Origin of the sequence: Histophilus somni 2336 (assembly GCF_000019405.1) — a bacterium.
GTDB lineage: Bacteria > Pseudomonadota > Gammaproteobacteria > Enterobacterales > Pasteurellaceae > Histophilus > Histophilus somni.
The window spans coordinates 774,258-800,262 of the sequence record NC_010519.1 but is presented as its reverse complement, the minus strand read 5'-3'; the positions used below and the strand labels follow the sequence as shown (position 1 = coordinate 800,262).

Sequence of the window (26,005 nt, the reverse complement as noted above, 5' to 3'; positions counted from 1 at the left end):
CAAAAACTATCTTTTATGGCAAAAATATTGTCTGTAATCTACGTCTTAGATAACACCTCTACGCCCAAGCATTTCTTGTCATCAATCTAAAAGAGGCTTGATAGCTTCAACACAACGCTGCACTACTTCCTCAAAAGTTGCGTCAATATCAATGTGATAAATATCAGTTTCATCAGCTTGGGGAACTTCCAACGTAGCAAACTGACTTCGCAACATTTCAGTTTTCATATAATGCCCTTGCCGTTTTTGCAGACGGGAAAGCACTAATTCAAAACTGCCGGATAGATAAATAAATTTAATGTTTTGGTTTCCATCACGAATTTGATCTCGATATTGTTTTTTCAGTGCTGAACAAATAATAATGCCCTTTTCACTTTTTTGCTCCAAACTAAATGCCGCATCACGAATACGCTCCAACCAAGGCATACGATCTTCATCATTGAGCGGTTGTCCCTGTCTCATTTTGATAATGTTGGCTCTTGGGTGTAAATCATCCCCATCAATTAATTTCAATCCTAGGCGGTACGCTACTTCAGTTCCTACTGATGTTTTACCTGTACCAGATACCCCCATTAAAATAATACTTTTTCCTTTTGACATTTTTTGTTCCTCTAATAAATACGCTATTGAGCTTAGTGTACCTGAAAAAATTTTAAAAAGTTACCAATAACACTTAAATCTATATTTATTGTTTTAAATTTTTATTTTTATAACCGCACTTTTTTTAAAAATCATTAAAAATAAAGAAAAAATGTGACGTAAATCACAAAATCAAACACAAAAACTTTACCCAATCTAGAAAAATAAATATGTTACCAGTAACAGAAATATTGGAGGATATTTTATGAAAATAAACACGTTATCTTGCGTAGTTAAAGGAGCAAAATCTGTTGATGTCATTTCTCAAGAAATTGAATTTGATGAACAAAGCCAAGATCAAACCTTAATTCAAATTACTCGTGGCAGTATCTGCGGTTCAGATTTACATTATTACGAACATGGCAAAGTGGGTAATTTTGCAATCAAACACCCCATGATTTTAGGTCATGAAATAATTGGTAAAATTGTAAAGACCAACGCTCCCAATTTATTTGAAGGACAAAAGGTTGCAATTAATCCAAGCAAACCTTGCTTAAGTTGTGCATATTGTTTAAGTGGCTATAGCAATCAATGTGAAACAATGCGTTTTTTTGGTAGTGCAATGTACAATCCGCACGTTGATGGTGGTTTTACTCAATATAAAATTGTAGATAACAACCAATGTATTCCTTATTCGCAAGAAGTTTCCGATGAGGTTATGGTATTTGCTGAGCCTTTAGCAGTAACTATTCACGCAGCAAAACAAGGCGGTGATTTGCAGGGGAAAAAAGTGTTTATTTCCGGTGTCGGTCCTATCGGTTGTTTAGCTGTTGCGGCAGTAAAAGCATTGGGTGCAGCAGAAATCATCTGTTCAGATATTAGTCAGCGTTGTTTAGATTTAGCATTAGAAATGGGTGCTACAAAAGTATTACATGCCACTGAAGGAAATTTTTCCGAATATTTACAAAACAAAGGCGAATTTGATGTTTCATTTGAGGCTTCAGGTCATATTTCCTCCATTGAACGTTGTTTAGCTGTCACAAAAGCGAAAGGTACTATCGTACAAATTGGGATGGGAGGCTCAATTCCACAATTTAATATGATGCCTCTCATTTCAAAAGAAATTAACTGGAAAGGTTCTTTCCGTTTTGTAGAGGAATTTAATACCGCCGTGAAGTGGTTAAGTTTAGGTAAAATCAATCCGCTTCCCTTACTTTCTGAAATTTATCCATTTGAACAATTAGAAACCGCTCTTCAACGTGCTGGCAATAAAAATGAAATTTCAAAAATCCAACTTAACTTTGCATAAGGATAAGAAGATGTGTGATTTATTTTCTTTACAAAATAAACGAATTTTAATTACAGGATCTGCTCGTGGCATCGGTCGTTTATTGGCAGAGGGTGTTGCTGAACAAGGTGCTGAAGTTATTATAAATGGTACTAATCAAGAAAAATGTCAATTGGTTGCTGATGAATTAACTGCTAAAGACTATAAGGCTCACGCTGTTGCTTTTGATGTGACAAATACTCAAGCCGTTCATCAGGCCATTGCTCATATCGAACAACATATTGGAGCAATTGATGTATTAATTAATAATGCCGGTATTCAACGTCGCCACCCATTCTGCGATTTTCCGGAAAAAGATTATGATGATGTCATTAATGTCAACCAAAAATCTGTATTTATTGTTTCCCAAACAGTGGCTCGCTATATGGTGAAACGGCAAGCAGGAAAAATCATCAATATTGGTTCAATGCAAAGTGAATTAGGGCGAGACACTATTACACCTTATGCGGCATCTAAAGGTGCGGTGAAAATGCTAACAAGAGGAATGTGCGTAGAATTGGCTCGTCATAATATTCAAGTCAATGGTATTGCTCCCGGTTATTTCAAAACTGAATTAACCCGTCCGTTAGTAGAAAACAAAGAATTTTCCGACTGGTTGTGCAAACGTACTCCAGCAGCCCGTTGGGGAAATCCTGAAGAACTAATCGGTGCGACTGTTTTTCTTTCATCTAAAGCATCTGATTTTGTTAATGGGCATTTGTTATTCGTTGATGGTGGTATGCTTGCTGCTGTTTAATTTTATTAATAGGGAAATTTTATGTTGATCTTTATTTTGATTGCTTCCATAGCATTACTTCTTCTTCTCATTATTAAATTTAAGGTTCATGCTTTCGTTGCCTTAGTTTTAGTGAGTTTATTAACCGCACTTGCTACCGGTATGTCAGTAGATAAAATCCTGCCGACCTTATTAGGCGGTTTCGGTAATACCCTTGCCTCAGTAGCTTTATTAGTCGGCTTAGGTGCAATGATCGGTCGATTATTGGAAATTACCGGTGGTGCAAAAGTACTTGCCGATACCTTAATCAATAAATTCGGCGAGAAAAAAGCACCTTTCGCTTTAGGTGTCGCCTCATTCCTATTCGGATTCCCGATTTTCTTTGATACAGGTTTAGTGGTAATGTTGCCGATTATTTTCAGTGTTGCAAAACAATTCGGTGGTTCATTATTCCGCTATGCGTTCCCTGCTGCCGGTGCATTTGCTGTCACCCACGTATTTCTTCCTCCGCATCCCGGTCCGGTCGCTTCCGGTGATATTTTAGGTGCAAATATCGGTTTGCTCACCATTGTCGGCTTCATTTTAGCTGTACCGACTTGGTATTTTGCTACTTATTTATATGGGCTTTACTTAGGTAAAAAATTCGATTTACCGCTACCGAAAACTTTCTTAAATGCAGCTCCAATTAACGAAACTGCGGTTCAAAATCCCCCAAGTTTCAAAAAAGTATTATTTATTTTGCTGTTGCCGCTTTGTTTAATTATGTTAGACACGGTCCTAAACACTTTAGCAGTAGCAAAAGTAATTGATGGTTCTACATTATGGGTACAAAGTTTACGCTTAATCGGCAAAACACCTATTGCCTTATTAATTAGCCTATTAATGACTATCATTTTACTCAAAGAACAACACAGTTTTGAACAAATCGAAAAAATCTGCGATAACGCCTTAGGTCCGATTTGTGCAATCGTATTGGTAACCGGTGCAGGCGGTATGTTCGGCGGTGTATTACGTGCAAGCGGTATCGGTGATGTATTAGCAAAAATGTTTTCGGATACGGGTATGCCAATTATCGTTGCGGCATTCTTAATTTCTACCGCACTTCGTATAGCTCAAGGTTCTGCAACTGTTGCTCTGACCACAACTTCTGCTCTCATCGCACCAATGGTGTCATCAGCCACAGGCTTAAGTCAATTTGATTTATGTTTTATCGTGATTGCTATCGCTTCAGGTGCAACCGTACTTTCTCATGTAAATGATAGTGGCTTTTGGTTGGTAAGTCGTTTCTTGGAAATGGATACCAAAACCACGTTAAAAACTTGGACTGTGATGGAAACATTAATCGGTTTAGTCGGTTTTGCTCTGGCGTTGATCGGTAGTATTATTTTGTAAAAATAGACCGCACTTTTCTATTGATTTATTGCCTCTGGATTTTCAGGGGCAATTTTTTACGTAAAATAGTATGATTGTGTATAATGAGCCACTATTTAAAGTGCGGTCTTGAAGCAAGGAATTTTTATGATCAAGCAACAAATTGAAGAATTACGACAACTATTACGCCATCATGAATATCAGTATCATGTGTTAGACAATCCGCAAATTCCGGATAGTGAATACGATCGCTTATTTCATCAATTAAAAGCGTTGGAACAACAATATCCTGAATATGCCAGTGAAAATTCGCCAACACAGAGAGTAGGGGCGAAACCGTTAAGTAATTTTGCTCAAGTTAAACATGATATTCCAATGCTATCCTTAGATAATGCTTTTTCTGATGAAGATTTCTTTGCTTTTGTCAAACGTATTCAAGATCGTTTGATACATGTTCATCATTCTTTAACATTTTGTTGCGAACCTAAATTAGACGGTTTGGCAGTCAGTATTTTGTATATAAACGGTCAGCTGGTACAGGCTGCAACTCGGGGCGATGGGACGACCGGTGAAGATATTACGGCAAATATTCGTACTATTCGTAATATTCCATTGCAATTATTAACGGATAATCCACCGACTCGTTTGGAGGTGCGTGGGGAAGTTTTTATGTCGCAAGCAGGTTTTGAAAAACTGAACAAAACAGCTTTAGCGAAAGGAGAAAAAACATTTGCTAATCCACGTAATGCGGCTGCAGGTTCTTTGCGTCAACTTGATCCCAAAATTACCGGTCAACGTCCTTTGATGTTAAACGCTTATGGTATTGGTATTGCAGAAGGAGTGGAATTACCGGATACACATTTTGCTCGTTTACAATGGCTAAAATCTATTGGCATACCGGTAAATAATGAAATTCAATTATGTCATGGGATTGAAAAAGTGTTGGATTTCTACCGCACTATTAAGCAAAAACGCAGTTCCTTAGGTTATGACATTGATGGCACGGTATTAAAAATTAATGATATTGACTTGCAACAACAACTTGGTTTTATTTCTAAAGCACCTCGCTGGGCAATTGCTTATAAATTTCCGGCACAAGAAGAGCTGACAATTTTGAATAATGTGGAGTTTCAGGTTGGGCGAACCGGTGCCATTACACCGGTAGCAAAATTAGAACCTGTTTTTGTCGCAGGAGTCACTGTGAGTAATGCGACTTTACATAATGGTGATGAAATAGCACGTTTGGATATTGCGATTGGTGATACCGTGATTGTGCGTCGTGCCGGAGATGTGATTCCGCAAATTATCGGCGTGTTACATGAACGTCGTCCGGAAAATGCAAAATCTATTATTTTTCCAACAAATTGTCCTGTGTGTGATTCCGTTATTAGCAAAATTGAGGGAGAGGCAGTTGCTCGTTGTACGGGAGGCTTAATTTGTGCTGCTCAACGCAAAGAGGCACTTAAACATTTTGTTTCACGCAAAGCGATGGATATTGACGGCATTGGTGCAAAATTAATTGAACAGTTGGTTGAAAGGGAGTTAGTACATACACCGGCTGACTTATTTAAATTAGATCAGGTTACTTTAATGCGTTTGGAGCGTATGGGGGCGAAATCGGCAGAAAATGCCTTAGCAAGTTTAGCTAAAGCGAAAAAAACCACATTGGCTCGTTTTATTTTTGCACTTGGCATCCGTGAAGTTGGGGAAACTACTGCATTAAATTTAGCAACTCATTTTAAGACACTAGAGGCTTTTGAAAATGCAACGTTTGAGCAATTGCAAAAGGTACAAGATGTTGGTGAGGTAGTGGCTAAACGTATTCGTTCATTCTGGTCTGAGCCTCATAATGTTGCTGTGGTAAAAGATTTAATTGCACAAGGCATTCATTGGGACAACGTTGAGGTTAAAGAGGTGCGGGACAATCCTTTGAAAGGAAAAACCGTCGTATTAACCGGTACGTTAACGAAAATGGGGCGTTCAGAGGCAAAAGAATACTTGTTGCAATTAGGCTGTAAAGTTAGCGGCAGTGTTTCGAGTAAAACGGATTTTGTTATTGCAGGGGAAAGTGCGGGTTCAAAATTAACTAAAGCCACTGAGCTTGGTATTAACATTCTGAGTGAAAATGAGTTTTTGGCTTTGTTAGCATAAATTTTTTCATTCTTAGAGGAAAATTACTTTGTATATTTGTCGTTAAACTTGAGCAAAGTGCGGTGCAAAACAGATTAAATTTAGGAAAATAAGGGAATAAATTATTCCCTTTATTTTTTAGCCTATTTGTATATATTCTTTTGGATATTTAATTTTACTGGAGTGCGGTTGCATAATGAGATAAATCATAGTGAGCAATCCTACTCGACCGATAAACATTAAGATAATTAAAATTGACTCTCCGAACGGTGAAAGTTCAGCAGTAATTCCTCGTGAAAGTCCGACTGTACCTAAAGCCGAAACAACTTCAAATAAAACATCAAGGAAATGAAATTGCGGTTCAACTGCCAAGAGTAAAAAGCTACTAATACCAATACAACTAAGGCTGGTAAAAAATAAAGCAAAGGACTTTTTGATTAGTTCATCAGGCAAATTATGTTTAAACAAATTGACATGGGATTCTTTGTGTAAATAGGCGAATGTCGCTACCACTATAATACAGAATGTGCCGATTTTTATACCGCTTGCAGTGGATAAGGAACCTCCGCCAATAAACATTAAGAACATAGTCAGCAGACTACTGGCATCAGTTAATCCTGCCGTATCAACAGTATTAAACCCTGCAGTTCTTGGTGTTATCGCTTGAAACCAAGCGGCAAACAACTTACCTGTTTCGCTTAGCGGTCCAAATGTTAACGGGTTTTGTCGTTCTAAAATATAAAATATTAGAAAGGAAACGATATTTAAAATACAGGTTGCCCAAAGTACTACCTTCGTATTTAGTGAGAATTTTTTATATTGGCGTTGATTTTTGATATCCATGAGTACCACAAATCCCAACCCGCCAATAATAATCAATACGGTGATGACTATATTGACAACAATGTCATCCACATAAGGCATTAAACTTTCTGAACTCAGTGCAAAACCGGCATTGTTAAAAGCGGAAATACTGTAAAACAGACTTTGATACAGTGCTTGAAAAAAAGAAACATCACCATAAAAATGAACAGTAAGAATAATCATTGCGATAAGTTCAAAAGTCAGTGCAAATTTTAGAACGTTTTTGGCAGTATGTAGAAGTAAATTAAAAGGCACATCACCCAGTGCTTCTTGAGCAATTGCATTGCCGAATAAGCCAATTCTGGCACCCATTCGTCTTGCTATGTAAATAGCAAACGTCATAAATCCCAATCCGCCAATTTGAATTAAGCACATTAAAACAACTTGTCCGAATAGGGTGAAATTTGCTGTATCTTCGACACTTAGCCCCGTTACCGTTACCGCTGATGTTGAAGTAAATAAGGCATGTAGCCATGAAATACTTTTATGGTGAGCAAAGGGTAATTCCAATAATAATGTGCCAATTAAAATGATAAAGAGAAAACCGCCCGCTAATACATAGGGTGGCTTTGTGTTGATATGTTCAAATTTCATTTTGGATTTTATTTAATTCGCCGGTTAAAGTGCGAAGATTATTTAAATAGCCAATGATCAGCAAATGGTCTTGACGATGTATTTCAGTTTCATCATCCGGATTGCTAATAAGTTGTTCTCCTCGTTGAATAGCGGTAATAACAATATCTTTATAGCGTTTTTTCAGCATACCGAGGGTAATAGTAGTTTGAAATTGAACAAGGAAATGAATTAAAAAGAGATCCGAGCCTAGCGGAATACAGTGGGTTACACTAGGGCAATTCATAGATTGACCGACTAAAATACCCATATCATTTTCGGGTCTTACTATATGTTGAATCCCTAAACTGGAAAGTATAGCGTGATGTGCCGCATTTTTAGCTTTTGCCCAAATTTGATTTGCTTTGAGATCAATTAAATTAAGTGTGCAGAGTAAATTGCTTTCTAGACTTTCACCGATACTGACCAACACTGCATCAAACTCTTGAATGTTAAGTTCTCGCAAGGCTGTTTTATCCGTGGCATCAAGGATTAAACTTGCACTAAGAAAATGGCTACATTGCTCCACTTTTTTTTCGTTAATATCCATGCCCACAACTTGATTACCCAGCTTATACAGCTCTCGTGCAACTGATTTTCCGAATTTACCTAATCCGATAATCGCAAATTGCATATACTGCTCCTATCAATACGAGGCGATGTATTTACGTCTCAATTGCATAAATACCGCCTATGATGAATTATTGAAGATGTCGGAATTCTACTCCTACATTTTTGAAAATGCAAAAATAGTAATTAGGTTGCTAATTAAAAATTACAAAAAATTTGTAAAAATACTTTACTTCATCGCATAAATATTTTACTAATGAAAATCTTATTATTTTAATCTTACTTAAAAGGATAAAATTTATGCAACACAATATATGGACAAAGTTAAAATATAAAAACTATAGAACCGCACTTTTAGGCTTATTTCTACTTGTCGGTTCTTCAGTCGCATTTTCGGCACAAGTTCCTCAAGGTACAAAATTGGCGGATAAACAGGAAATCAGTATTCAAATTACTGCTGAAGTTGCTACCCTTGATCCACAAAAAATAGAAGGATCGGGGGAAGGTTTAATAGCTGAACAATTATTTGAAGGATTGGTGAAAACCGATGAACTCGGTAATATTATTCCCGGTGCCGCTTATCGCTGGGATACCTCGTCTGACGGTAAAACCGTTACTTTTTATCTACGCCCAAATATTAAGTGGTCTAATGGTGATTCTCTTACCGCACATGATTTTGTCTATGCTTGGCGTCGTCTTGTTGATCCGAAAACCGCATCACCTTATGCAAGTTACCTTGGCTTCATGAAAATGAAAAATGTAGATGATATTATTGCTGGAAAGAAATCACCGGAATTTTTGGGAGTTACCGCATTAGATGATAATACACTACAACTCACCCTTGATGCACCCGTACCTTATGCTGTCCTTCTTACGCAGCATACTTCTCTTTATCCAGTAAATCGTGCTGTTGTTGAAAAATACGGTGATGATTGGACAAAACCGGAAAATTTTGTAGTAAACGGTGCTTATAAAATTTCACAACGAGTGTTAAATGAAAAAATCACTTTGGAACGTAATCCAGCCTATTGGGATAACGCCCATTCCGTTATTAATAAGGCTACTTTTTATATTTTAACGGAAAGTGCAGGGGGAGCTCGTTATCGTTCCGGCGAATTGGATATAGCTTATATTCCTCAATCACTTTATCATGATCCTAAATTTCGTGCTCAATACGATTCGCAAATCTATAGCTCTCGTAAATTAGGTACGTTTATGTATGAAATGAATATGGCAAAACCGCCTTTTGATAATATTAAAGTACGTAAAGCATTAGATTTAGCCGTCGATCGCAACATTATTACAGAGAAAGTATTAGGCTTTGGACAAACACCTACTTTCCGTTTCACACCGTTCTATATTCATGCAGGAGAAAAAATCACCCAACCGGAATATGCTAATTGGACGCAAGCACAACGAAACGAAGAAGCTAAAAAGCTGTTACGTGAAGCCGGTTACAGTAAAGCAAATCCGTTGAAAAGCGAATTACTGTATAACACTAACGAAGGACTAAAAAATATTGCTATTGCGGTTACTTCTATGTGGAAGAAAAATTTAGACGGTCTGGTTGATATTTCGCTGAAAAATATGGAGTGGAAAACATTTTTAGATACAAAAAATCAGAAAAATTACCACTTGGCATTTGCAGCATGGTCTGCGGATTACAACGAAGCAAGCACGTTTTTGACATATTTTCTTTCCAATAGTTCGCAAAATAAAATCGGCTTTAAAAGCGAAAAGTTTGATCAATTAATTGAAGCATCTTACAACGAAAGTGATGAAAACAAACGAGCGGAAATTTATGCACAAGCTGAAGAAGAATTAGGCAAACATCATCCTTTTATCGCGATTTATCATTACGCCGGATTATTTATTAAAAATCCGAAATTAAAAGGTTATGAAGGGAAAAGACCGCAAGGTGGCTATTTACTCAGCGATCTTTACTTAGAGAAATGACCGCACTTTATTATGATAAGAATTTAATTCATGTAACATTGCCCTCTAGAATAATTCACTCTAATTAGCTTACTATCTAACTAGTATGAATTATTTACAAAAGCAATCTTTTCATGTATTAATAGCAGAGCAAACAACAATCACAATGGAGAATAACAATGCACACAATATTAACCCGCACTCTTGTTGCCACAACCGTGGCATTAGGTTTTTCAATATCTGCTTTTGCAGCCAGTGTTCCGGCTGGTACCGTGTTGGCTAAAAAGCAAGAAATTGTCATCAATAATGGAGCTGAACCTCAAAGTTTCGACCCGCATAAATCAGAAGGAATACCTGAAGCAGAGGTTGTTTTACAGGTTTTAGAAGGACTTATTACGGTGGATTCTGACGGTAATCCTCAGCCTGGTGTTGCCACTTCGTGGGAAAGTACGCCGGACTTTAAGCAATGGACATTTAAATTACGTCATGATGCAAAATGGTCTGACGGCACGCCTGTTACAGCCCATGATTTTGTCTTTGCATGGCAACGTCTTGTTGATCCGAAAACGGCTTCTCCTTATTCTTCTTATTTGACGTACATGCAAATTGAAAATGCACAAGATGTTATTGAAGGGAAGAAAAAAGTAGATTCTCTCGGTGTAAAAGCCGTTGACGATTATACTTTTGTGGTAACGTTAAGCAATTCAGTGCCTTATTTACCTGGTATGACCACACATCACTCTGTCTTACCTTTGCCTAAACATGTTATAGAGAAATTCGGTGATGCTTGGGTCAAAGTAGAAAATTACGTAGGTAACGGTGCTTATAAATTGACGAAACACGTTATCAACGAAAAAATTGAATTTGTCCGCAATCCGCTTTATTGGAATGATAAAGAAACCGTGATTGATAAAGCGACATTCTTAGCGATTCAAAATCCAAGTACGGATGTGCAACGTTATCGTGCGGGAGAAGTGGAGATAACAGATCATGCCTTGCCACCGGAGCAATTCCCAAAATTAAAAGCTGAAATGCCGGATCAAGTGTTTACTTCACGTACATTGGGTACTTATTTCTATGAGATCAATAATACGAAAGCACCATTTAATGATTTACGGGTACGTAAAGCACTGAATTTAGCGTTGGATCGTAATATCATTACAGATAAGGTATTAGGACAGGGGCAAATACCTACATACGTGTTTACACCGACCTATATTGCGGAAGGTGGTGCAATTCAGCAACCTGAATATACTAAATTATCAATGAAAGAGCGTAATCAGCAAGCCGTTCAATTATTGAAAGAAGCCGGTTTCAGTAAATCGAATCCATTGAAATTTACCATTTTATATAACACCAATGAAAACCATAAAAAAGTTGCTATTGCCGCGGCATCAGTTTGGAAAAATAATACGGGTGGTTTAGTTGATGTTAAACTGGAAAATCAAGAATGGAAAACGTATATTGAAAGTCGTCACAACAAACAATTTGATGTTGCACGTGCCGGTTGGTCAGCTGACTACAATCAGGCTACAACGTTTATCAATTATTTTCTCTCCAACTCAAGTAACAATTTAGCGTTTTACAAAAGCTCGGCCTACGACCAAGCGGTGAATGAGTCTTATCAATTCTCCGAGGCGACAGATCGTATGAAAGCTTATGCTAAAGCCGAAGCGATTTTGGCAGCGGATGCTCCTATCATACCGATATATAACTATGTTAACCCGCGTTTGGTGAAACCTTATGTTAAGGGCTATGAAGGTAAAGATCCTCAAGATATTATTTTATTGAGAAATCTTTATATTATTAAACATTAAACTTATTTATCCCGTCAAATTTCCCTAATTGATAACATTAGGTTAGGGGAATTTGACGATTTATTTTTAAATAACATTTACTTTTTCTCATTTAATCTGTTTGGAGTTCTTGATGTTGAAATTTATTGTAAAACGAATAATGGAAGCACTTCCAACATTGTTTATTTTAATTACATTTTCATTCTTTCTGATGCGATTGGCTCCGGGTAGTCCTTTTACTTCCGAACGGACTTATCCTCCAGAAGTCATGGCGAATATCGAAGCGAAATATCACTTAAATGAACCGCTCTTTAAACAATATTTGCTTTACTTGAAAAATCTCTCGCAAGGTGATTTCGGACCTTCTTTCAAATACAAAGATCAAAGCGTAAATAATTTAATCGCTTCTGCGTTTCCCGTGTCACTGAAATTGGGTATTGTCGCATTTATTTTCTCAGTCATTATCGGCTTAGTTGCAGGCACATTTGCCGCTCTCAAACAAAACAGTCGCTGGGATTATATTGTGATGGGGTTTGCGATGACGGGGGTGATCATGCCCAGCTTTGTTTTTGCACCGCTTTTAGTGTTATTTTTTGCCATTTGGTTAAAGTGGTTACCTGCCGGCGGTTGGAACGACGGTCAACTTTATTATATGGTTTTACCCGTTCTTTCTCTTACTATCGGTTACGTTGCCGGTATCGCTCGGATTACACGAGGTTCCATGATTGAAGTATTGCATTCCAATTTTATTCGTACAGCGAAAGCAAAAGGATTGCCATTGAAAAAAATTATTTTCAAACATGCTTTGCGTCCGGCTCTTCTTCCTGTTATCAGTTACCTAGCACCGGCATTTGTGGGAATTATTACCGGTTCAATGGTCATTGAAAGTGTATTCGGGTTGCCGGGATTGGGGCAGCTGTTTGTCAATGGAGCTTTAAACCGAGATTATTCTCTAGTACTTAGCCTCACCATATTAGTGGGGACGCTTACCATCTTTTTTAATGCATTAGTTGATATTCTATATGCGGTTATCGATCCGAAAATTCGCTATTCATAAGGAGATCTCATGTTGTCTAATCGTCAAAACCGCTCAAAATCGGAAGAAAATATCATGCAAAACGCTTGTGAGACTATCATTGAAGGACGCAGTTTATGGCAAAATGCACGCCGTCGTTTCTTTCGTAATAAAGCAGCAGTTATCAGTTTAATTATCATTTGTTGCATGTTGCTGTTTATCACTTTCGTACCAACGTTAATTCCTTTTAGCTATGATGACACTGATTGGAATATGATGAGTGTCGCCCCTGATTTTGTTTCCGGACATTATCTTGGGACAGATGCCTCCGGACGTGATTTATTGGTGCGTATTGCTATAGGTGGGCGAATTTCGCTGATGGTTGGCATTGCCGGAGCTTTTATCGCTGTGATGATCGGAACTATTTACGGTGCTATCTCAGGTTATGTGGGAGGAAAAGTAGATGTTGTCATGATGCGGACATTAGAAATTCTCAGTTCTTTTCCTTTTATGTTTTTCGTTATATTGTTGGTAACATTTTTCGGCCAGAATATTTTCTTAATTTTTGTTGCTATCGGTATGATTGCTTGGTTAAACCTTGCTCGAATTGTACGTGGGCAAACACTCAGTTTAAAAAACAAAGAATTTGTTGAGGCTGCTATTGTTTGTGGTGTTTCCCGTCGTCAAATTATTTGGAAACATATTATTCCGAATGTTTTGGGAATTGTCGTTGTTTATGCCTCGTTGGAAGTACCTTCGCTCATTTTATTTGAATCTTTTCTCAGTTTCTTAGGTTTAGGCACACAAGAACCGATGAGCAGTTGGGGAGCCTTACTGAGCGATGGAGCTGCACAAATGGAAACATCGCCTTGGTTGATTGCATTTCCTGCTTTTTTCCTTTGTCTGACATTATTTTGCTTTAACTTTATTGGTGACGGCTTGCGTGACGCCCTCGATCCAAAAGATAAATAGGAATGAATAGAATGAAATTACTTGATGTAAAAAATTTAAATGTTTATCTAAAAACAGATGAAGAAGTCGTACACGCCGTTCGTAATATTTCTTTTGAGGTAGAAAAAGGACAAACTCTCGCTATTGTAGGCGAATCAGGATCCGGTAAATCTGTAACTTCTATGGCAATTATGCAATTGTTGCCGCAAAAAATCATCAGTTACAGTGAAGACTCAAAAATCTTATTTGAAAACAAAGAAATATTATCTTTATCAGAAAAAGAGTTGCGATTAATTCGTGGTGATCGTATGGCGATGATTTTTCAAGAACCCATGACTTCACTCAACCCTTATTTGCCGATTGGTGAACAAGTTGCGGAAGCGACTGCCATTCACCATCCGAAAATGAGTAAAGCGGAGGCTTATAAGCACGCATTGGATATGCTGAAAAAAGTGAAAATTCCCGAAGCGGAAAAGAAAATGGCATGTTATCCACACGAATTTTCAGGCGGTCAATTACAACGTATCATGATTGCGATGGCAATTATTAATAAACCGGATTTATTAATAGCGGACGAACCAACGACCGCACTTGATGTCACAACGCAAGCGGAAATTCTTGATTTAATGCTTGAATTACAACGAGATATAGGAATGGCGATCATTTTGATCTCACACGATCTGCGTTTAGTTCGTCGTTACAGTGATTACGTTTGTGTGATGCAAAACGGTGAAATTGTGGAGCGAGGTAATACAGAACAAGTATTTAACCAACCTCATCATCCCTATACACAAGAATTACTGACGCCTATCCCTACGGATTTAAAACATCCGTTGGCTGAAAATGCACCTGTCCTCCTCAATGGACAAAATATTCATATTGATTATGTGCTAAAACGCACATTGTTCGGTAAACCGAAAAATGTTTTCCATGCTGTTAAAGATATTTCTTTTGAGTTAAAAGTCGGTGAAACCCTCGGTATTGTTGGTGAGTCCGGTTCAGGTAAATCAACGTTGGGACGTGCTATTATGCAAATTCTTGATTATCAGGGGATATTACAATTTAACGGAAAAAATATCGCCACTTTATCGAAAGAAAAAGCTCAAGCATTGAAAAAAGACATGCAGATTGTTTTTCAAGATCCTTTCAATTCACTGTCTCCACGTTTAACAATTGGAGAAATTATAAAATCGCAAAACATTTCGCATAAAATTTAAATTTATTTTGCATAGCTATTGAGTCTCAGATTATGCAAAATTATTTCAAATTTTTTATCATTTAGACCTCCATACCTCCCCAGCTACATTGTTAGTCAGTCAGCTTAACTACTGCTTATTTCCCCTTTACTCCTCGTCCCCAACGAGCAATGATGTCCCCAACACAAAACAACAGGGGCATAAAAATGAAATTTAATACACGAGCATTTATTCAACACTTAACCACCAGACTTGAAAACCATCACGGCTTTAAAAATGGGGAATTTGTGCAAGGGAAACGCCGCTTTCAAGTCTGTCAAGATAGTTATCAAAATGAGCCAACAATTTATTTACTTTATATGCCACAAGGCACGCTGGTTGAACACTCTGAACATTGTCGCCAACGCGTTTCAATCGAGACTAACTTTGACATTGCCGCCCAGCAAATCGCTGACAAAATCGTAAACATTTTAAGAGGAGAATAAGCAATGAAAAAAACAACTGAAAAAACCATCGCAAAAATATTAGAAACCATTGCAAAAGAGGTGGGGGATATTGAAACATTAGAGACCCGAATGAGTGACCATTTAGATTTTTATGATATGGGCGTGTGGAATATCAAACGCCTCATGCGTGCGGCTTATGAGGCAGGCTATAAGGCGGGCATTGAAAAATAGGGGCGTTCGCCCCTTAATTTTTAGAATTTAAACACCAAATTATCCTCATAGCTAACCTGATAGTTTAACGATGTTTGAAGGACTATCCGCTCAGCTCCATCAAAGGCTTGCCAGTTATCCTTTTTCGCCTGCACCATATACGCAATAAACCGCACAAACTCTGACTTAGTGGAGCTAAAAAACACATAAGGCGGTCGTGTTAGGTCAATAAGTTGCAAAAAATCTACTAAATCAAAATAATTTGCCATTTTATAGCTGTTTTGCTTGGTGCAAAGATAAGGTGGGTCTAACACAAACAAGGCTTTAGGGTTGTCGGCAAACTTAGGCAGAAACTGTTGAAATGGCTCGCTGACTATCTCAAGCCCATCAAGATAATCCTCTGCACTAGGATAATCAGCCAGCTTTATTCCATTCCAAAATGTCTTGCTAAATAGCTCCTCAAATGAGCTGACTTGTTGCCCACTGAAAAGCAACCAACTTGCAATGGTGTTGAGGTCTTTAAACCCATTAAAATCATTGATTTTATTAATGATTTCTTGCTTTTTATTGTCGTCTAATCGCTTGTTTTTTGGTACAATATCGCCAACAATTTGAATCAGTTCAGCTCGTAAACGATTTGTATCGCTTATGTGTTTTAGTCTGTCTGCGTATCCATCAAAATCATTGTAAATCACCCGTGCTTTGGGTTTTATTCGCTTTGCTACGTGGCTTAATAGCCCACTCCCGCCAAAGGCATCGACAATCGTCCAGCCTTCGCCATCATTTTGAATATTGTCATTTAAAACCTGTTTAAAGGCGTTTAAAAACAGCCGTTTTTGCCCGACAAACGGCAACGGTGCTTGACTAAAATGACGCATCGTTACCTCCTAACACCTCAATAATACGACGATAAATATCGTGGATAAGTGGCAACGGAATGGCTGAACGGGCGTTATAACTGTGTAAACAGTCAAACATCGTTTTGCCCGAAATATAATGCTGATAACGCAAATTTAGCGGAATATTGCTTTTAAACTTAGTCGCCTTTTTGCAGGGCCAGCCATAATTCCCATAATAGGTAGGGTTCGCATAAGGAAGAGGAAAGGCTAAAATCTCATCAAGATAGTGCCAAAGGCGGCTCGCATAAGGGTTTTCAATCACATAAATTTTCGGCTGATACCGTTTAATAATCTCAATGGTGTTATAAATGCAAAGCTCACCATTAATTCGATTCAAAAAAGAGGTCTCATAACGATAACGTCGCTTTTTAACCGCTGCCGCGTCAAAATCTTTGCGACGGCGAATAGCAAAGCGTGTATTTCCCTGCCATTGCCAACAGACATTCCCGCCCTTAATAGAGTTGGCAACGGAAAAACTCTCACAAGGCGGACTGGCTAAAATGACATCGGGTTTAGGGAGGCTATCTAGCTGATTAAACAGCGTATTATCACCAAACAACCGACCAAAATCCGCTAAATTCAGCGGTAAAAAATGCCGATTTTTACGCTCAATATCAATGCCGATAGGATAGATTTCAATGTTAGGGAATGGTTGGGCGGCTTGGGTATAGCAGCCATTGCCGCTATCAAATAACGCCCAAACAATGATTTTCTTGTTTGCCATAATTTATCCTTAAATTATGGCGTTCTGACGCTCAAGGCATTCGGACACTCTGAGTTGTTTAACGAGTAGGTTTAAATGTGTTTAAGGTTTTACACCGCACACATTTAATTTCTAAATATTGATTATCTTTTGTGCGTGCAAGAAGCTTTTTACAGCACTTGCACCGTATTTCTTGCAAATCTTTTTGCATAGACTTTCTCACTTTACGCGGTTTTGTTACAATCCGCCCGTCTGGTCAGACAAAGCGGTCTCGGGTCTATGCAGGCACTATCTGCTTAGGCTGATGTGGTAGAGGTCAGAGCCTACCACATCGCCGCTTCTTCTTTTGCTCTAAACGGTTACTTCATTTTGCCCCTCCCAAATAATATCAACTTCGTGCGGAATAATCTGATTTTGCTCCCCGTCTAAAAATCGCCGCTAAATGATTTGGACTAAACCGCCAGCCCTCGTCACCATTTTTGATTAGGTTAAAACACCACTCAGAGCAAAAGTAGCGTGAGCGTTTTTGCTGGATACCAAAGGCAATCCCCAACATCCCCCACCAATCGTAACCTCTGCCTTGGGTTTGGGTATAGTAGCGTTTGACCTGCTCTGCCGTGATGTTTGGCAGTTCAATCAAGTCCCATTTGCCGTCTTTAAGGTCAATCACTTTGTGTCGCACACCACCATCACGAGGACTTGAACTGTAGCAATCGTAGGTGATATACGGATAATAATCGCCACTTAAAAACGCCGTTTGCTCAATGGCAATTTCACAATGGCTATATTGCCCCTTAGTGATTTTTCGGATCAGCCAGTCTATGACTCGGTCATACAAACTGCCACCGTTGCCCTTATACAGTGCTAAATAGACTTTACTCATTGCCTTGTTCCGCTAAATAATCGTTATAACATTTTGTCCACCCGCTGGAATAATCATATTCCGCCGGATTGTCCGATTGCTCCATGGCGGTTTTATGCTTCAAGGCATTAGCATGATTACCTGTTTTAGCATTCATTAACGCCTGCCAAATCAGCATTAATTTTTCCTTATTTATCATCAAAACCGAGTTATCCGCACAAGTCCACGCAATCTCCATATCACCGAATAAATCATAACTGGCTTTGACGGATAAGATATTCCGCTCCGCCGTAGCGTCCGTATCAATCCACTTGCCCACCGCTTCCACAAATACCCCGCCATTGATTTTTTCATCTCGCAACGCATTGATTTTCTCTCGCATTTCCGCCCGCACTTGGGTTAAATGTGCGGTCATTTTCTCTTCATCAACGACCCATGTTTTCCCGTTCCATTTCGTCATCGGGTCGGCGGATTTCTCGACCCATTGATACTCGCCGTTAAATTCCACCAAAACATGCGTTTCCAGTTCCTTTTCGTCAACGTCTTTTTCAATCCAATTCTCTATATCCTGAGGGATTGGAAAAATTTGATAATTGCTTAATTGTTGTTTTTGAAAGTAAATGTTCATCGTGCTTTCCTGTTGTTTGGTTTTTTGATATAGATTTCTCTTAAGTAAATATTATATCCCGCATAAAAATCCTCAAATTTGATTTGATCTCCTGTTTTTCGGTTAATGTTAATCTTAGCATGTGTAAGAGATGCATCATGACCACCGCTTCTTGTGTAATGAGCAATACCATAGAATGTGTATTGATCTGAATTTTTTCTTTTTAAATCAATATGTTTATCAGGAACATCAAAACTAAAAACAACTAATTCCCTTGGATAGTCTCTATCAGCGTAAGCAAACAGAAAAACAGTAGAGCCAAAACAAGGTTCACTTAAATTTATTGAACCCTCTGTATATATATTCTTCCCCTCCCAAACCTTAACAAGGGAATAATCTGATTTTCCCATCTCCTCTTGTATAGCGTGCATAATCTCTTCTTTCTGCAAGGTAATGGATTGTATTTTTTCCTCGGCTTGCTGTTTAAAATCCTGCATTTCTTGAACGATAGCAGAGGCGTCCAAAACACCTTGATTTTCCACCGCACCGAATGCTTTAATCCAAAATACCACCTCATCAAAACTGCTTTTCGCCTTGATACACAGTTTTAAAACAAGAGATTTCGGGCGAGTAACGCCGACAAAATGACCGTTGCCACTTTTGTTATTTTGGATTGGTTGATTAAGGTCTTCATTTCTGCCCGCTCCTACCGACCACGAAAGCCCGGCGTTATATTGTTTTTTGGTTTCAGGTTGTCCGCTGTCCGGAGAATGTTCGTTATTGACAGCGGTTCTTCCGTTTCCAATGTCCCCTATCAGCAACGGATCGAACCCTACTTGGTCAACGGTTTCTTGGTAAGTGTTTTTAATAGCTTTCACATAAGGCGAAAATGCCCCGTTTCCGTCTATCGAATCCGTACCGATTAAGGAACCGAGTTGTACATCTCCAACCTTTAACCCATTATGAGCATTACGCAAAAAACGGTCTTCCGCTTTAGGGACATTGTCTATACTGGTATATTTTTCAATCAGGTATTTATACAACTCAGGGTAGGTCTCTTTTTTTACCTTTTCCTTGATTTCATCAAACGCAATCCAGCCCTCAGGAATCTTATCTGTCGCAAAATACGCCGTCATTCCCACATTAGAGCGGCGTAAATCAGGCAGTTTGTTGCTATTGCCTAACGCGCGGTATAAATCGGGATAGGTTGTTCTCCCAAAGGTTGAGCCATCACATTTCAAAAAACCTTGTGGATTTTGCACGGCTACAGGAAATGCCAACACTGAGCCAACGGGCAAGCCATCACCGCCTACATCTTTCCACGCGCTCCAAGACGTGCCGTTAAAATAACGGGTTTGAACCTTGCTCTCATTGGCTTTGCGGGCAATTTGTCGGATAGCGTTAGTTTGTCCGCCACTCATCACCGCAATATGCCACGCCCCCGCACTCGGTAAATTTTGCCCGCTGGCAAAATAATAATTGCCGTCAATCTTGCAATCATTGGCATCACCGGTGGATGTCCCCACCTTAAAATCACCAATCCCATAGCCGGCTAATGTTGTGGCAGGGGATTGCTTGCTTTCAGCCAAATGGCAAGCCCTTTCGGCGTGATTATCCGCCTCAACCGCTTTGTCATAGGCATTTTTTACTGCCAACGCACTTGCCCCAAACACACTTGATGCCATATTGATGCTGTCGGTAAGTTGGATTTCCCCTTTTTGGGTTGTGTTGCCATTTCTGCGGTTGGCATTAATAACCGCCATAATCGCTTCATAAATTTGTGTGGTTTTGCTTGGGATAGGTGTAAGCCCTGCTTGTAATAACAAATATTTCACCTCTTCGCCTACATCTCGCAAATGAGCCTGCACGCTATTCAACCATTCGGCAGTTACCCGCGTGCCTTGTGTGCCACTGGCTGGGTCGCCATTTTGAAATTCGCCATCTTGGCTATCAATTTTAGGGAGTAAATCTTTCATTTTTTAACCTTTGTATGCAAAATAACAGTAAGTATGAGCGGGTTTTAACTCTTTAAAAAAGGCTTCAATAATGGGATCGCCAAACTCAACTAGTCGCTCACCCGCTAAAGACTGCCCCGCTCGAAAATACACAATATTGTCATCACCATTTAAAACAGAAACTCGCCACATAAAAATCAGGCTTTCTTGCGGTTCGTCTCTAAATTGCACAATGTCACCGGGAACAGGCAAATCCTGTTGCAATGGTGAAAATTCTTTAATCTCAATTTGATAGCCAATGCTTTGAGCCAGTTGCATAAAATAGGGGATAGACAACCCACCAATGGCATTAAGCTGCAAAATGACCCGTTTCACTCGCTCAGTGTAGGTCTTTTGGGTATCGGTTTTTATTCCACAAATCCGTTCCCAATCAGCGAGCATTTGCCCCGAAGTTTCAGGGTTAATCACATTTAACACTTCCGTTGCACGCTGTTCTAAACGTTGAAAAACCTTTCCATCAACCTCACATTGGGCTAAAAATTGTTTACCGTTAATATTGTAGGAAACAGGCGGATAGAGCTGAGCAAGGGCGTGTTTGTAATCATTAGCCATTAGTGCATCTCCGACACATTCACGTTCCCCAATCTAAACCACTCAATTTTGTGGGTAACGTCAGCGGTACGATTCGCAGTTGGGGTAATAAATTTGCGATCCACAACACCCACTAAATTATTCACCACTGCCTCGCATTGCGACACAATCAAGCTATCACCGGGGATTAGCGTATTAAAATAATCAGCCAATGCGGCTTGTATTGCTGACGTTATCTCTTGAAGCGTAATGCCGCTGATTTTGACCTGAATATCAAAATGGATTTTCGTTACATCAGGCTTTACCACTTTGCTTTCTTTCGCTGTAACAGGACGGACATCATCAATATAGGCTTGTGTTCGGCGAATGGTTTCTTCATTGGGTACATCATTGTCTGCCGTAATGGCAATATCCACCGTGCCTAATCCTCTCCGCAAGGGATACACATAAGCCGCCGTTACGCCATCAACGGATAACGCCCAATTGCGATAATCATATTTATTGCCTCCTGCAGGAGGACGGCGGATCAACTCAAGCAAACGCTCAAGCAGTGAAGCATCACTTTCTGCGTCCGTCGCACCAATGACTTCATTGAGTATCACTTCACTTTGCACACCAACTGGGGCAGCCATAAAACTGCCTTTGGTTTGGGTTTTAATATTTTGTCCCGCTCCTGTAGCAAGGGAGCGAACAGGCACAACCACAAAACCCGTGCTAGAAATGACCGCACTTTCTAGGGTCTCAAAAAAGCGGTTATCTTCCGTTTTTATTTGCAATCCTGCAGGGATCTCGGCATTTTCTTGCCCCGTAATGGTTGCCCCTCGTCCGCTGGCATAGGTGGCATTACGGCGGCGAATGCCTCGCAATCCCGTGTGTTTCTCTAAAAATTCCGTATCGGCGGTATCTGGAAAAAACTGTTTAATCAGCCATTTTTGATGTGCATAAATACCTTCAGCCACCGCTGCTAAACTTGAGGCACGGGCGTAATTATCACTGTCTACGCTCACATCGGCTTGAGGATCAAGGGCTTGCATATCGCGTAAAATGCTTGCTCTTATCTCATCTAAGGTGGGTACAACAAACATTTTTAAACTCCCGTTAAATGACTTTTACAGGGTGTTTAAAGCGATATGTTTCACCCCGATTATCAATGATTTCAATATGTAAAATTAACCAGCCATTATGTGGTTGCTGGTGCGTTACTTGGATTTGACTTGCTCGCCCATCATCAAGCAAGGGCTGTAAGGCTTCTTCGGCGTATTGTTGGGCGATAAGTCCAACACGGGTTAAGTCTTTTTCACGCTGAATTAAGTGGAGCAGAGAGCCTACACGCCCATCTGCCCACCAAGAGCCTAAAGGTGTGGTTAATCTGATATACGCCGCATTAGCGAGCGTACTGATTGTCTTACTTGTATAGTCCCCAGTAAGCGGGCTTAACTCTCTGTCCATACTGACAAATATACGTAAAACAGATACAAAAAAAGCGGTGATGGAGTTCCACACCGCTTTTTATTGTTGTAAATAGATTTATTGTGGTGAGCCGGTATTGCCACCACTGTCCCCTCTGTGAGTATGATTAACCAAAGACTTGCCGCTTGCGTTAACATCGCCATCAGTCGTAATGTTACCACCGATTTGCGTCACATCACCGTTAAAGGTTGCCCCGCTGCCACCTTGCACCGCCATACCACCGTTGCCATTAATTTTCCCTTGAGCGGTTAAAACTTGCGTGGTCTCTAACTTTGGCGTATCAAAATTTGCCCCCGTTGTCGCATTAACTTGATAGGTTTTGCAATTAAGTACAAAATCATCACAATCCACCTCAATTAACCGCCCCTGCTTAAGCACGATGGTTGAGCCACTTTGGTCGTAGATAGCCACCTCACCGCCTTGCAAGTTTTTGACCCGAAACGCCCCATTTTCGGTTGCAACCACAATCCCATGCGAGGTTTGCCCACCGATGGGAATAATCACCGCTTGCGTACCAGCTGGGGGAACGGAGGTAAACCCAAAATGCTGCATTAGCTCCACATCTTGCAAGGTCTCGTCAGCTAGCCCTGATACTTGCGTTTTTTGAATATTATCCGCACTGTTTACTAAATTTAGCACGCCACGAAAAGCCTGACGCACGCCATTTAATGTCGTTTGTGCGGTTTGTTGTATTGCTTGACTAAATCGACGCATTATTTACCCCTAACTATCTCCCATTTACCATCACCTGTTGTTGCCATTAACGGCCCATTTTTACCTTTTTTACCTTTCCGTTTGCGGGCTTTTTCCGCTTTGCCAACATAAGCATCGGGTGTCCAAACTCCATCTTGTTTTAAGCGTAATTCGGTTTGTGTACCGCCTGAACGGGAAAGGGTAAAACGTCGTCCTATCAAGAAAAAGATGGCATCAATATCATATTCTTCACAAATCACGTGAACACGCTGACCCGGTTGCCATAATTGCCCCGTTTGGGTTTTATGGTCTGGTACAATGATAGTTAGCGTAAAGCCTTCTAAAATGCTGTCTGAGAGATATTTTTTCGCCCATTTTTGCAACGCTGCCAAATTTTCCACATCAGGCACAACCACCGTTTTCGGCTTATAAGTGGTCATCGCCTCGTTTTTGTACACCCATTTTAAATCGTTTTTATTATCGTCCCCAGCTCGCCCGTGGCGTTGAGCTAAAAAGGTGATCTCACTAAATTGCTGTGATACATCATAGGTCAACTCTGCTTGCTCAAAATTATTGCGTTTACCATCTTTTAGGCAGCATAGCGTTGCCACAGGTGGTGTGGAGTAATCCGCACCGCCCACAATTAGCGTACCTTGGGCATCAAACCATAAATGTAGCCCCGCAGAATTAGCACAACGGATAGCAGCCTGCCACGCGGTTTCGCCCACTTCAATATCGACTTTATCTAAAGTGGGATTATTTTCGGCGTTAAGCTCAACCTTTGTGATACCCAACGGATTCACAATTTTTTGCACCGCCTCAAGCACCGTTAGCCCTTTCACATTGGTTATCGGGGCAGAGCAATCCACTAAAATGCTGGCTTTATCTCGCCCATTTAGGCTAAAAGTGCGGTTCGTTTTGCTAATCCCGTGCTGGGTGGTGTCCACAATGCCCGTCAGCACCACCTCGCCATTGATCCGCACTTTTACTTCTTGCCCCGAAAAATCGGGTAAGTGGGTATGCTCTGAAGCCACGCCGATTTCAAAACGAAAGGCATCCGCAGGGATTAAAAAATCACTGTCAATGTCATAGCTTTTCCAGTGGTTATGCTGCTGTCCCGCAATTTCAACCACCACATCATTTTCATAAGGATAATTAATTGACATAACTATTTAATAACTCCCCCTGAGCAATAAAATTCGGAAACCTAACTTGTGGGTTTAAGCGTAGCAGTTCATCGGAACGGCGATAATCTCCATAAAACGCATGGGCGATCTGTTGAATCGTGCCATTAAATGGTACAACCCTAACCGTTAATGGTGGTTTACGATTAATCGCCGAAATTGCAAGCTGGGTAAAATGATGGGATAAAGTTCGTAATCTCTCCGCAATTTGCTGAGTAGCGGTATAAACCCCAGTATTAGGTGCGGTTGAATTTAGTGCAGAATTTGCTTGCTCTTTTTGGGCTTGATGACGCAATAATTGCAAGGTTGACACAATATGAGTCCTTATAAGGGTTGTAATATAGTCAATCTCTTGCGGCAATAATGTTTCGTCTTCAATAAACCCCGTTGCCAAATGAATTAACGTCGCTGTACAAGTTAATTGCATCAACAAATGCACTGGTTCAATACTTTCAGTTGACAATGACATTGTTAATGATTTTATCCCCTGTTGTTGCGATAAATTCATATTTTTACCTGAAAGTAAATTTTGAGGAATGGCTTGAATTTGCTTTACCGTTCTTATTGTTTCATCAAATTTTGCTTTAGTTGTGAGATCAGAACGCTGAGCAACTTGGGTTAGCCCTTGCTCTATAATATGTGTAATTGCTTTAGCGGTATGAGAAGATTTTGCTTTAAAATCCATTGCACCAAATGTAGAAGGCAATGAAAAAAAAGTTTTGCCCATATCAAATAAACCACAAAGCTGTTCAAAACAACCTTGTAATGCACCAAAAGCCCCTAATAAACGTGATTTTACATTCATCGCAAAGGCAACCACCTCCATGATTTGAGCAAAAAACGCTAATACCTCATCAATAAAATCTTCCAATTGTGTTAAAAGTTCATCAATTTTAGCCAAAAAAGAAAACTCAAAAACAAAAATCGGCTTGGCAGGTGTACTTTCTACAAAAGTTAAATCTAACGCCACATAATCAATCATTTCCGCATCGTGGCGAAAATTTGCCGAAGTGCAAAGCATATTCGGCAACCGACCCCGAATAGGGTGGACTAGCACATCTGCCCCTTGTTTTTGTAACGCACTTAAAAACTGCTTGAAATCCGTGTAATAGCCCTCGCCATAAAACACTGCTTGCATTCGTACCGTAAGAGGGTTTAAACCCAAATCCTCAATATCCGCCCCATTAACAAAAGGGTAGGCGTGATCAATGGTGGCACGGTTTAATTCATCATCTACCGAAATCACCTCAAAACGCACACCACGATAACTGGCGCGTTGAATAGGCATTGTCCAACCTTTCAT

At 39.7% G+C, this 26,005-nt stretch carries 25 protein-coding genes and 2 pseudogenes; 12 read left to right on the top strand and 15 right to left on the bottom strand.

Annotated features, from left to right (window positions below; genetic code table 11):
• Positions 1–81: 81 nt before the first annotated feature.
• Complete coding sequence (locus tag HSM_RS03610) at positions 82–600, bottom strand: gluconokinase (protein ID WP_011608535.1); 519 nt, start codon at positions 598–600, stop codon at positions 82–84.
• A 244-nt stretch (positions 601–844) separates the two neighbouring features.
• On the opposite strand from HSM_RS03610, the gene idnD reads away from it, so the two are divergent.
• The 4 genes from idnD to ligA all read left to right on the top strand — a co-directional run bounded on the left by idnD (position 845) and on the right by ligA (position 6,164).
• Positions 845–1,888, top strand: a complete 1,044-nt coding sequence (gene idnD / locus HSM_RS03605) for an L-idonate 5-dehydrogenase (protein ID WP_012341533.1) — start codon at positions 845–847, stop codon at positions 1,886–1,888.
• Positions 1,889–1,898: 10 nt separating this feature from the next.
• A complete protein-coding gene (gene idnO, locus HSM_RS03600) occupies positions 1,899–2,663 on the top strand; it encodes a gluconate 5-dehydrogenase (protein WP_012341532.1) in 765 nt (254 codons plus the stop codon).
• Positions 2,664–2,684: 21 nt separating this feature from the next.
• Positions 2,685–4,034 (top strand): GntP family permease, encoded by a 1,350-nt coding sequence (locus HSM_RS03595; protein ID WP_012341531.1) that lies wholly within the window; start codon positions 2,685–2,687, stop codon positions 4,032–4,034.
• A 126-nt stretch (positions 4,035–4,160) separates the two neighbouring features.
• A complete protein-coding gene (gene ligA, locus HSM_RS03590; RefSeq protein WP_012341530.1) occupies positions 4,161–6,164 on the top strand; it encodes an NAD-dependent DNA ligase LigA in 2,004 nt (667 codons plus the stop codon).
• A 117-nt stretch (positions 6,165–6,281) separates the two neighbouring features.
• Here ligA and HSM_RS03585 read toward each other — a convergent pair whose 3' ends face one another.
• Entirely contained in the window at positions 6,282–7,601 is a 1,320-nt protein-coding gene (locus tag HSM_RS03585; protein ID WP_012341528.1) for a TrkH family potassium uptake protein, read from the bottom strand.
• A complete protein-coding gene (locus HSM_RS03580) occupies positions 7,591–8,253 on the bottom strand; it encodes a potassium channel family protein (RefSeq protein WP_012341527.1) in 663 nt (220 codons plus the stop codon). The genes HSM_RS03585 and HSM_RS03580 overlap by 11 nt, the downstream gene beginning before the upstream one ends.
• A gap of 236 nt (positions 8,254–8,489) precedes the next feature.
• Here HSM_RS03580 and HSM_RS03575 point away from each other — a divergent pair, with 236 nt between their 5' ends.
• From HSM_RS03575 to HSM_RS03545, 8 genes and pseudogenes are all read left to right on the top strand, one after another.
• Positions 8,490–10,145: an ABC transporter substrate-binding protein gene (locus tag HSM_RS03575; RefSeq protein WP_012341526.1), complete on the top strand. Its 1,656-nt coding sequence runs from the start codon at positions 8,490–8,492 to the stop codon at positions 10,143–10,145.
• A 158-nt stretch (positions 10,146–10,303) separates the two neighbouring features.
• Positions 10,304–11,941 (top strand): ABC transporter substrate-binding protein, encoded by a 1,638-nt coding sequence (locus tag HSM_RS03570; protein ID WP_012341525.1) that lies wholly within the window; start codon positions 10,304–10,306, stop codon positions 11,939–11,941.
• Between the two features lie 112 nt (positions 11,942–12,053).
• Positions 12,054–12,977, top strand: a complete 924-nt coding sequence (gene oppB / locus HSM_RS03565) for an oligopeptide ABC transporter permease OppB (protein WP_012341524.1) — start codon at positions 12,054–12,056, stop codon at positions 12,975–12,977.
• 9 nt (positions 12,978–12,986) lie between these two features.
• The gene (oppC, locus tag HSM_RS03560; protein WP_012341523.1) at positions 12,987–13,907 is read left to right on the top strand and encodes an oligopeptide ABC transporter permease OppC; all 921 of its coding nucleotides are present in this window, start codon (positions 12,987–12,989) and stop codon (positions 13,905–13,907) included.
• Positions 13,908–13,909: 2 nt separating this feature from the next.
• A pseudogene (locus tag HSM_RS11340) lies at positions 13,910–14,461 on the top strand (ATP-binding cassette domain-containing protein); the annotation flags it as partial.
• Positions 14,462–14,815: 354 nt separating this feature from the next.
• Positions 14,816–15,103: pseudogene (locus HSM_RS11335) on the top strand (ATP-binding cassette domain-containing protein); the annotation flags it as partial.
• Positions 15,104–15,288: 185 nt separating this feature from the next.
• Entirely contained in the window at positions 15,289–15,567 is a 279-nt protein-coding gene (locus tag HSM_RS03550; protein WP_041605028.1) for a hypothetical protein, read from the top strand.
• A 3-nt stretch (positions 15,568–15,570) separates the two neighbouring features.
• Positions 15,571–15,759: a DUF6900 domain-containing protein gene (locus tag HSM_RS03545; RefSeq protein WP_012341520.1), complete on the top strand. Its 189-nt coding sequence runs from the start codon at positions 15,571–15,573 to the stop codon at positions 15,757–15,759.
• Between the two features lie 20 nt (positions 15,760–15,779).
• On the opposite strand, the gene HSM_RS03540 is transcribed toward HSM_RS03545, so the two are convergent.
• From HSM_RS03540 to HSM_RS03490, 12 genes are all read right to left on the bottom strand, one after another.
• Entirely contained in the window at positions 15,780–16,616 is an 837-nt protein-coding gene (locus HSM_RS03540) for a hypothetical protein (RefSeq protein ID WP_012341519.1), read from the bottom strand.
• Positions 16,603–17,361: a class I SAM-dependent methyltransferase gene (locus HSM_RS03535; protein ID WP_012341517.1), complete on the bottom strand. Its 759-nt coding sequence runs from the start codon at positions 17,359–17,361 to the stop codon at positions 16,603–16,605. The genes HSM_RS03540 and HSM_RS03535 overlap by 14 nt, the downstream gene beginning before the upstream one ends.
• A gap of 58 nt (positions 17,362–17,419) precedes the next feature.
• Positions 17,420–17,551 (bottom strand): Com family DNA-binding transcriptional regulator, encoded by a 132-nt coding sequence (locus HSM_RS11255; protein ID WP_075290756.1) that lies wholly within the window; start codon positions 17,549–17,551, stop codon positions 17,420–17,422.
• 177 nt (positions 17,552–17,728) lie between these two features.
• Positions 17,729–18,223 carry an enoyl-CoA hydratase gene (locus HSM_RS03530; protein WP_012341516.1) on the bottom strand — a complete coding sequence of 165 codons (495 nt, stop codon included), beginning with the start codon at positions 18,221–18,223 and terminating at the stop codon, positions 17,729–17,731.
• On the bottom strand, positions 18,216–18,830 hold the full coding sequence (locus tag HSM_RS11140; RefSeq protein WP_012341515.1) for a DUF4376 domain-containing protein: 615 nt from the start codon (positions 18,828–18,830) through the stop codon (positions 18,216–18,218). The genes HSM_RS03530 and HSM_RS11140 overlap by 8 nt, the downstream gene beginning before the upstream one ends.
• Complete coding sequence (locus HSM_RS03520; protein WP_012341514.1) at positions 18,827–20,785, bottom strand: tail fiber protein; 1,959 nt, start codon at positions 20,783–20,785, stop codon at positions 18,827–18,829. Before HSM_RS03520 ends, HSM_RS11140 begins: the two co-directional genes overlap by 4 nt.
• A 3-nt stretch (positions 20,786–20,788) precedes the next feature.
• Positions 20,789–21,376, bottom strand: coding sequence for a YmfQ family protein (locus HSM_RS03515; RefSeq protein ID WP_012341513.1), 588 nt, complete (start codon positions 21,374–21,376; stop codon positions 20,789–20,791).
• Positions 21,376–22,440, bottom strand: coding sequence for a baseplate J/gp47 family protein (locus HSM_RS03510; protein ID WP_012341512.1), 1,065 nt, complete (start codon positions 22,438–22,440; stop codon positions 21,376–21,378). The genes HSM_RS03515 and HSM_RS03510 overlap by 1 nt, the downstream gene beginning before the upstream one ends.
• A gap of 13 nt (positions 22,441–22,453) precedes the next feature.
• Positions 22,454–22,804, bottom strand: a complete 351-nt coding sequence (locus HSM_RS03505; RefSeq protein WP_012341511.1) for a phage GP46 family protein — start codon at positions 22,802–22,804, stop codon at positions 22,454–22,456.
• A gap of 78 nt (positions 22,805–22,882) precedes the next feature.
• Complete coding sequence (locus HSM_RS03500; protein ID WP_012341510.1) at positions 22,883–23,539, bottom strand: phage baseplate assembly protein V; 657 nt, start codon at positions 23,537–23,539, stop codon at positions 22,883–22,885.
• Entirely contained in the window at positions 23,539–24,684 is a 1,146-nt protein-coding gene (locus HSM_RS03495) for a phage baseplate assembly protein (protein WP_012341509.1), read from the bottom strand. The genes HSM_RS03500 and HSM_RS03495 overlap by 1 nt, the downstream gene beginning before the upstream one ends.
• On the bottom strand, positions 24,674–26,005 hold the full coding sequence (locus HSM_RS03490) for a DNA circularization protein (protein WP_012341508.1): 1,332 nt from the start codon (positions 26,003–26,005) through the stop codon (positions 24,674–24,676). Before HSM_RS03490 ends, HSM_RS03495 begins: the two co-directional genes overlap by 11 nt.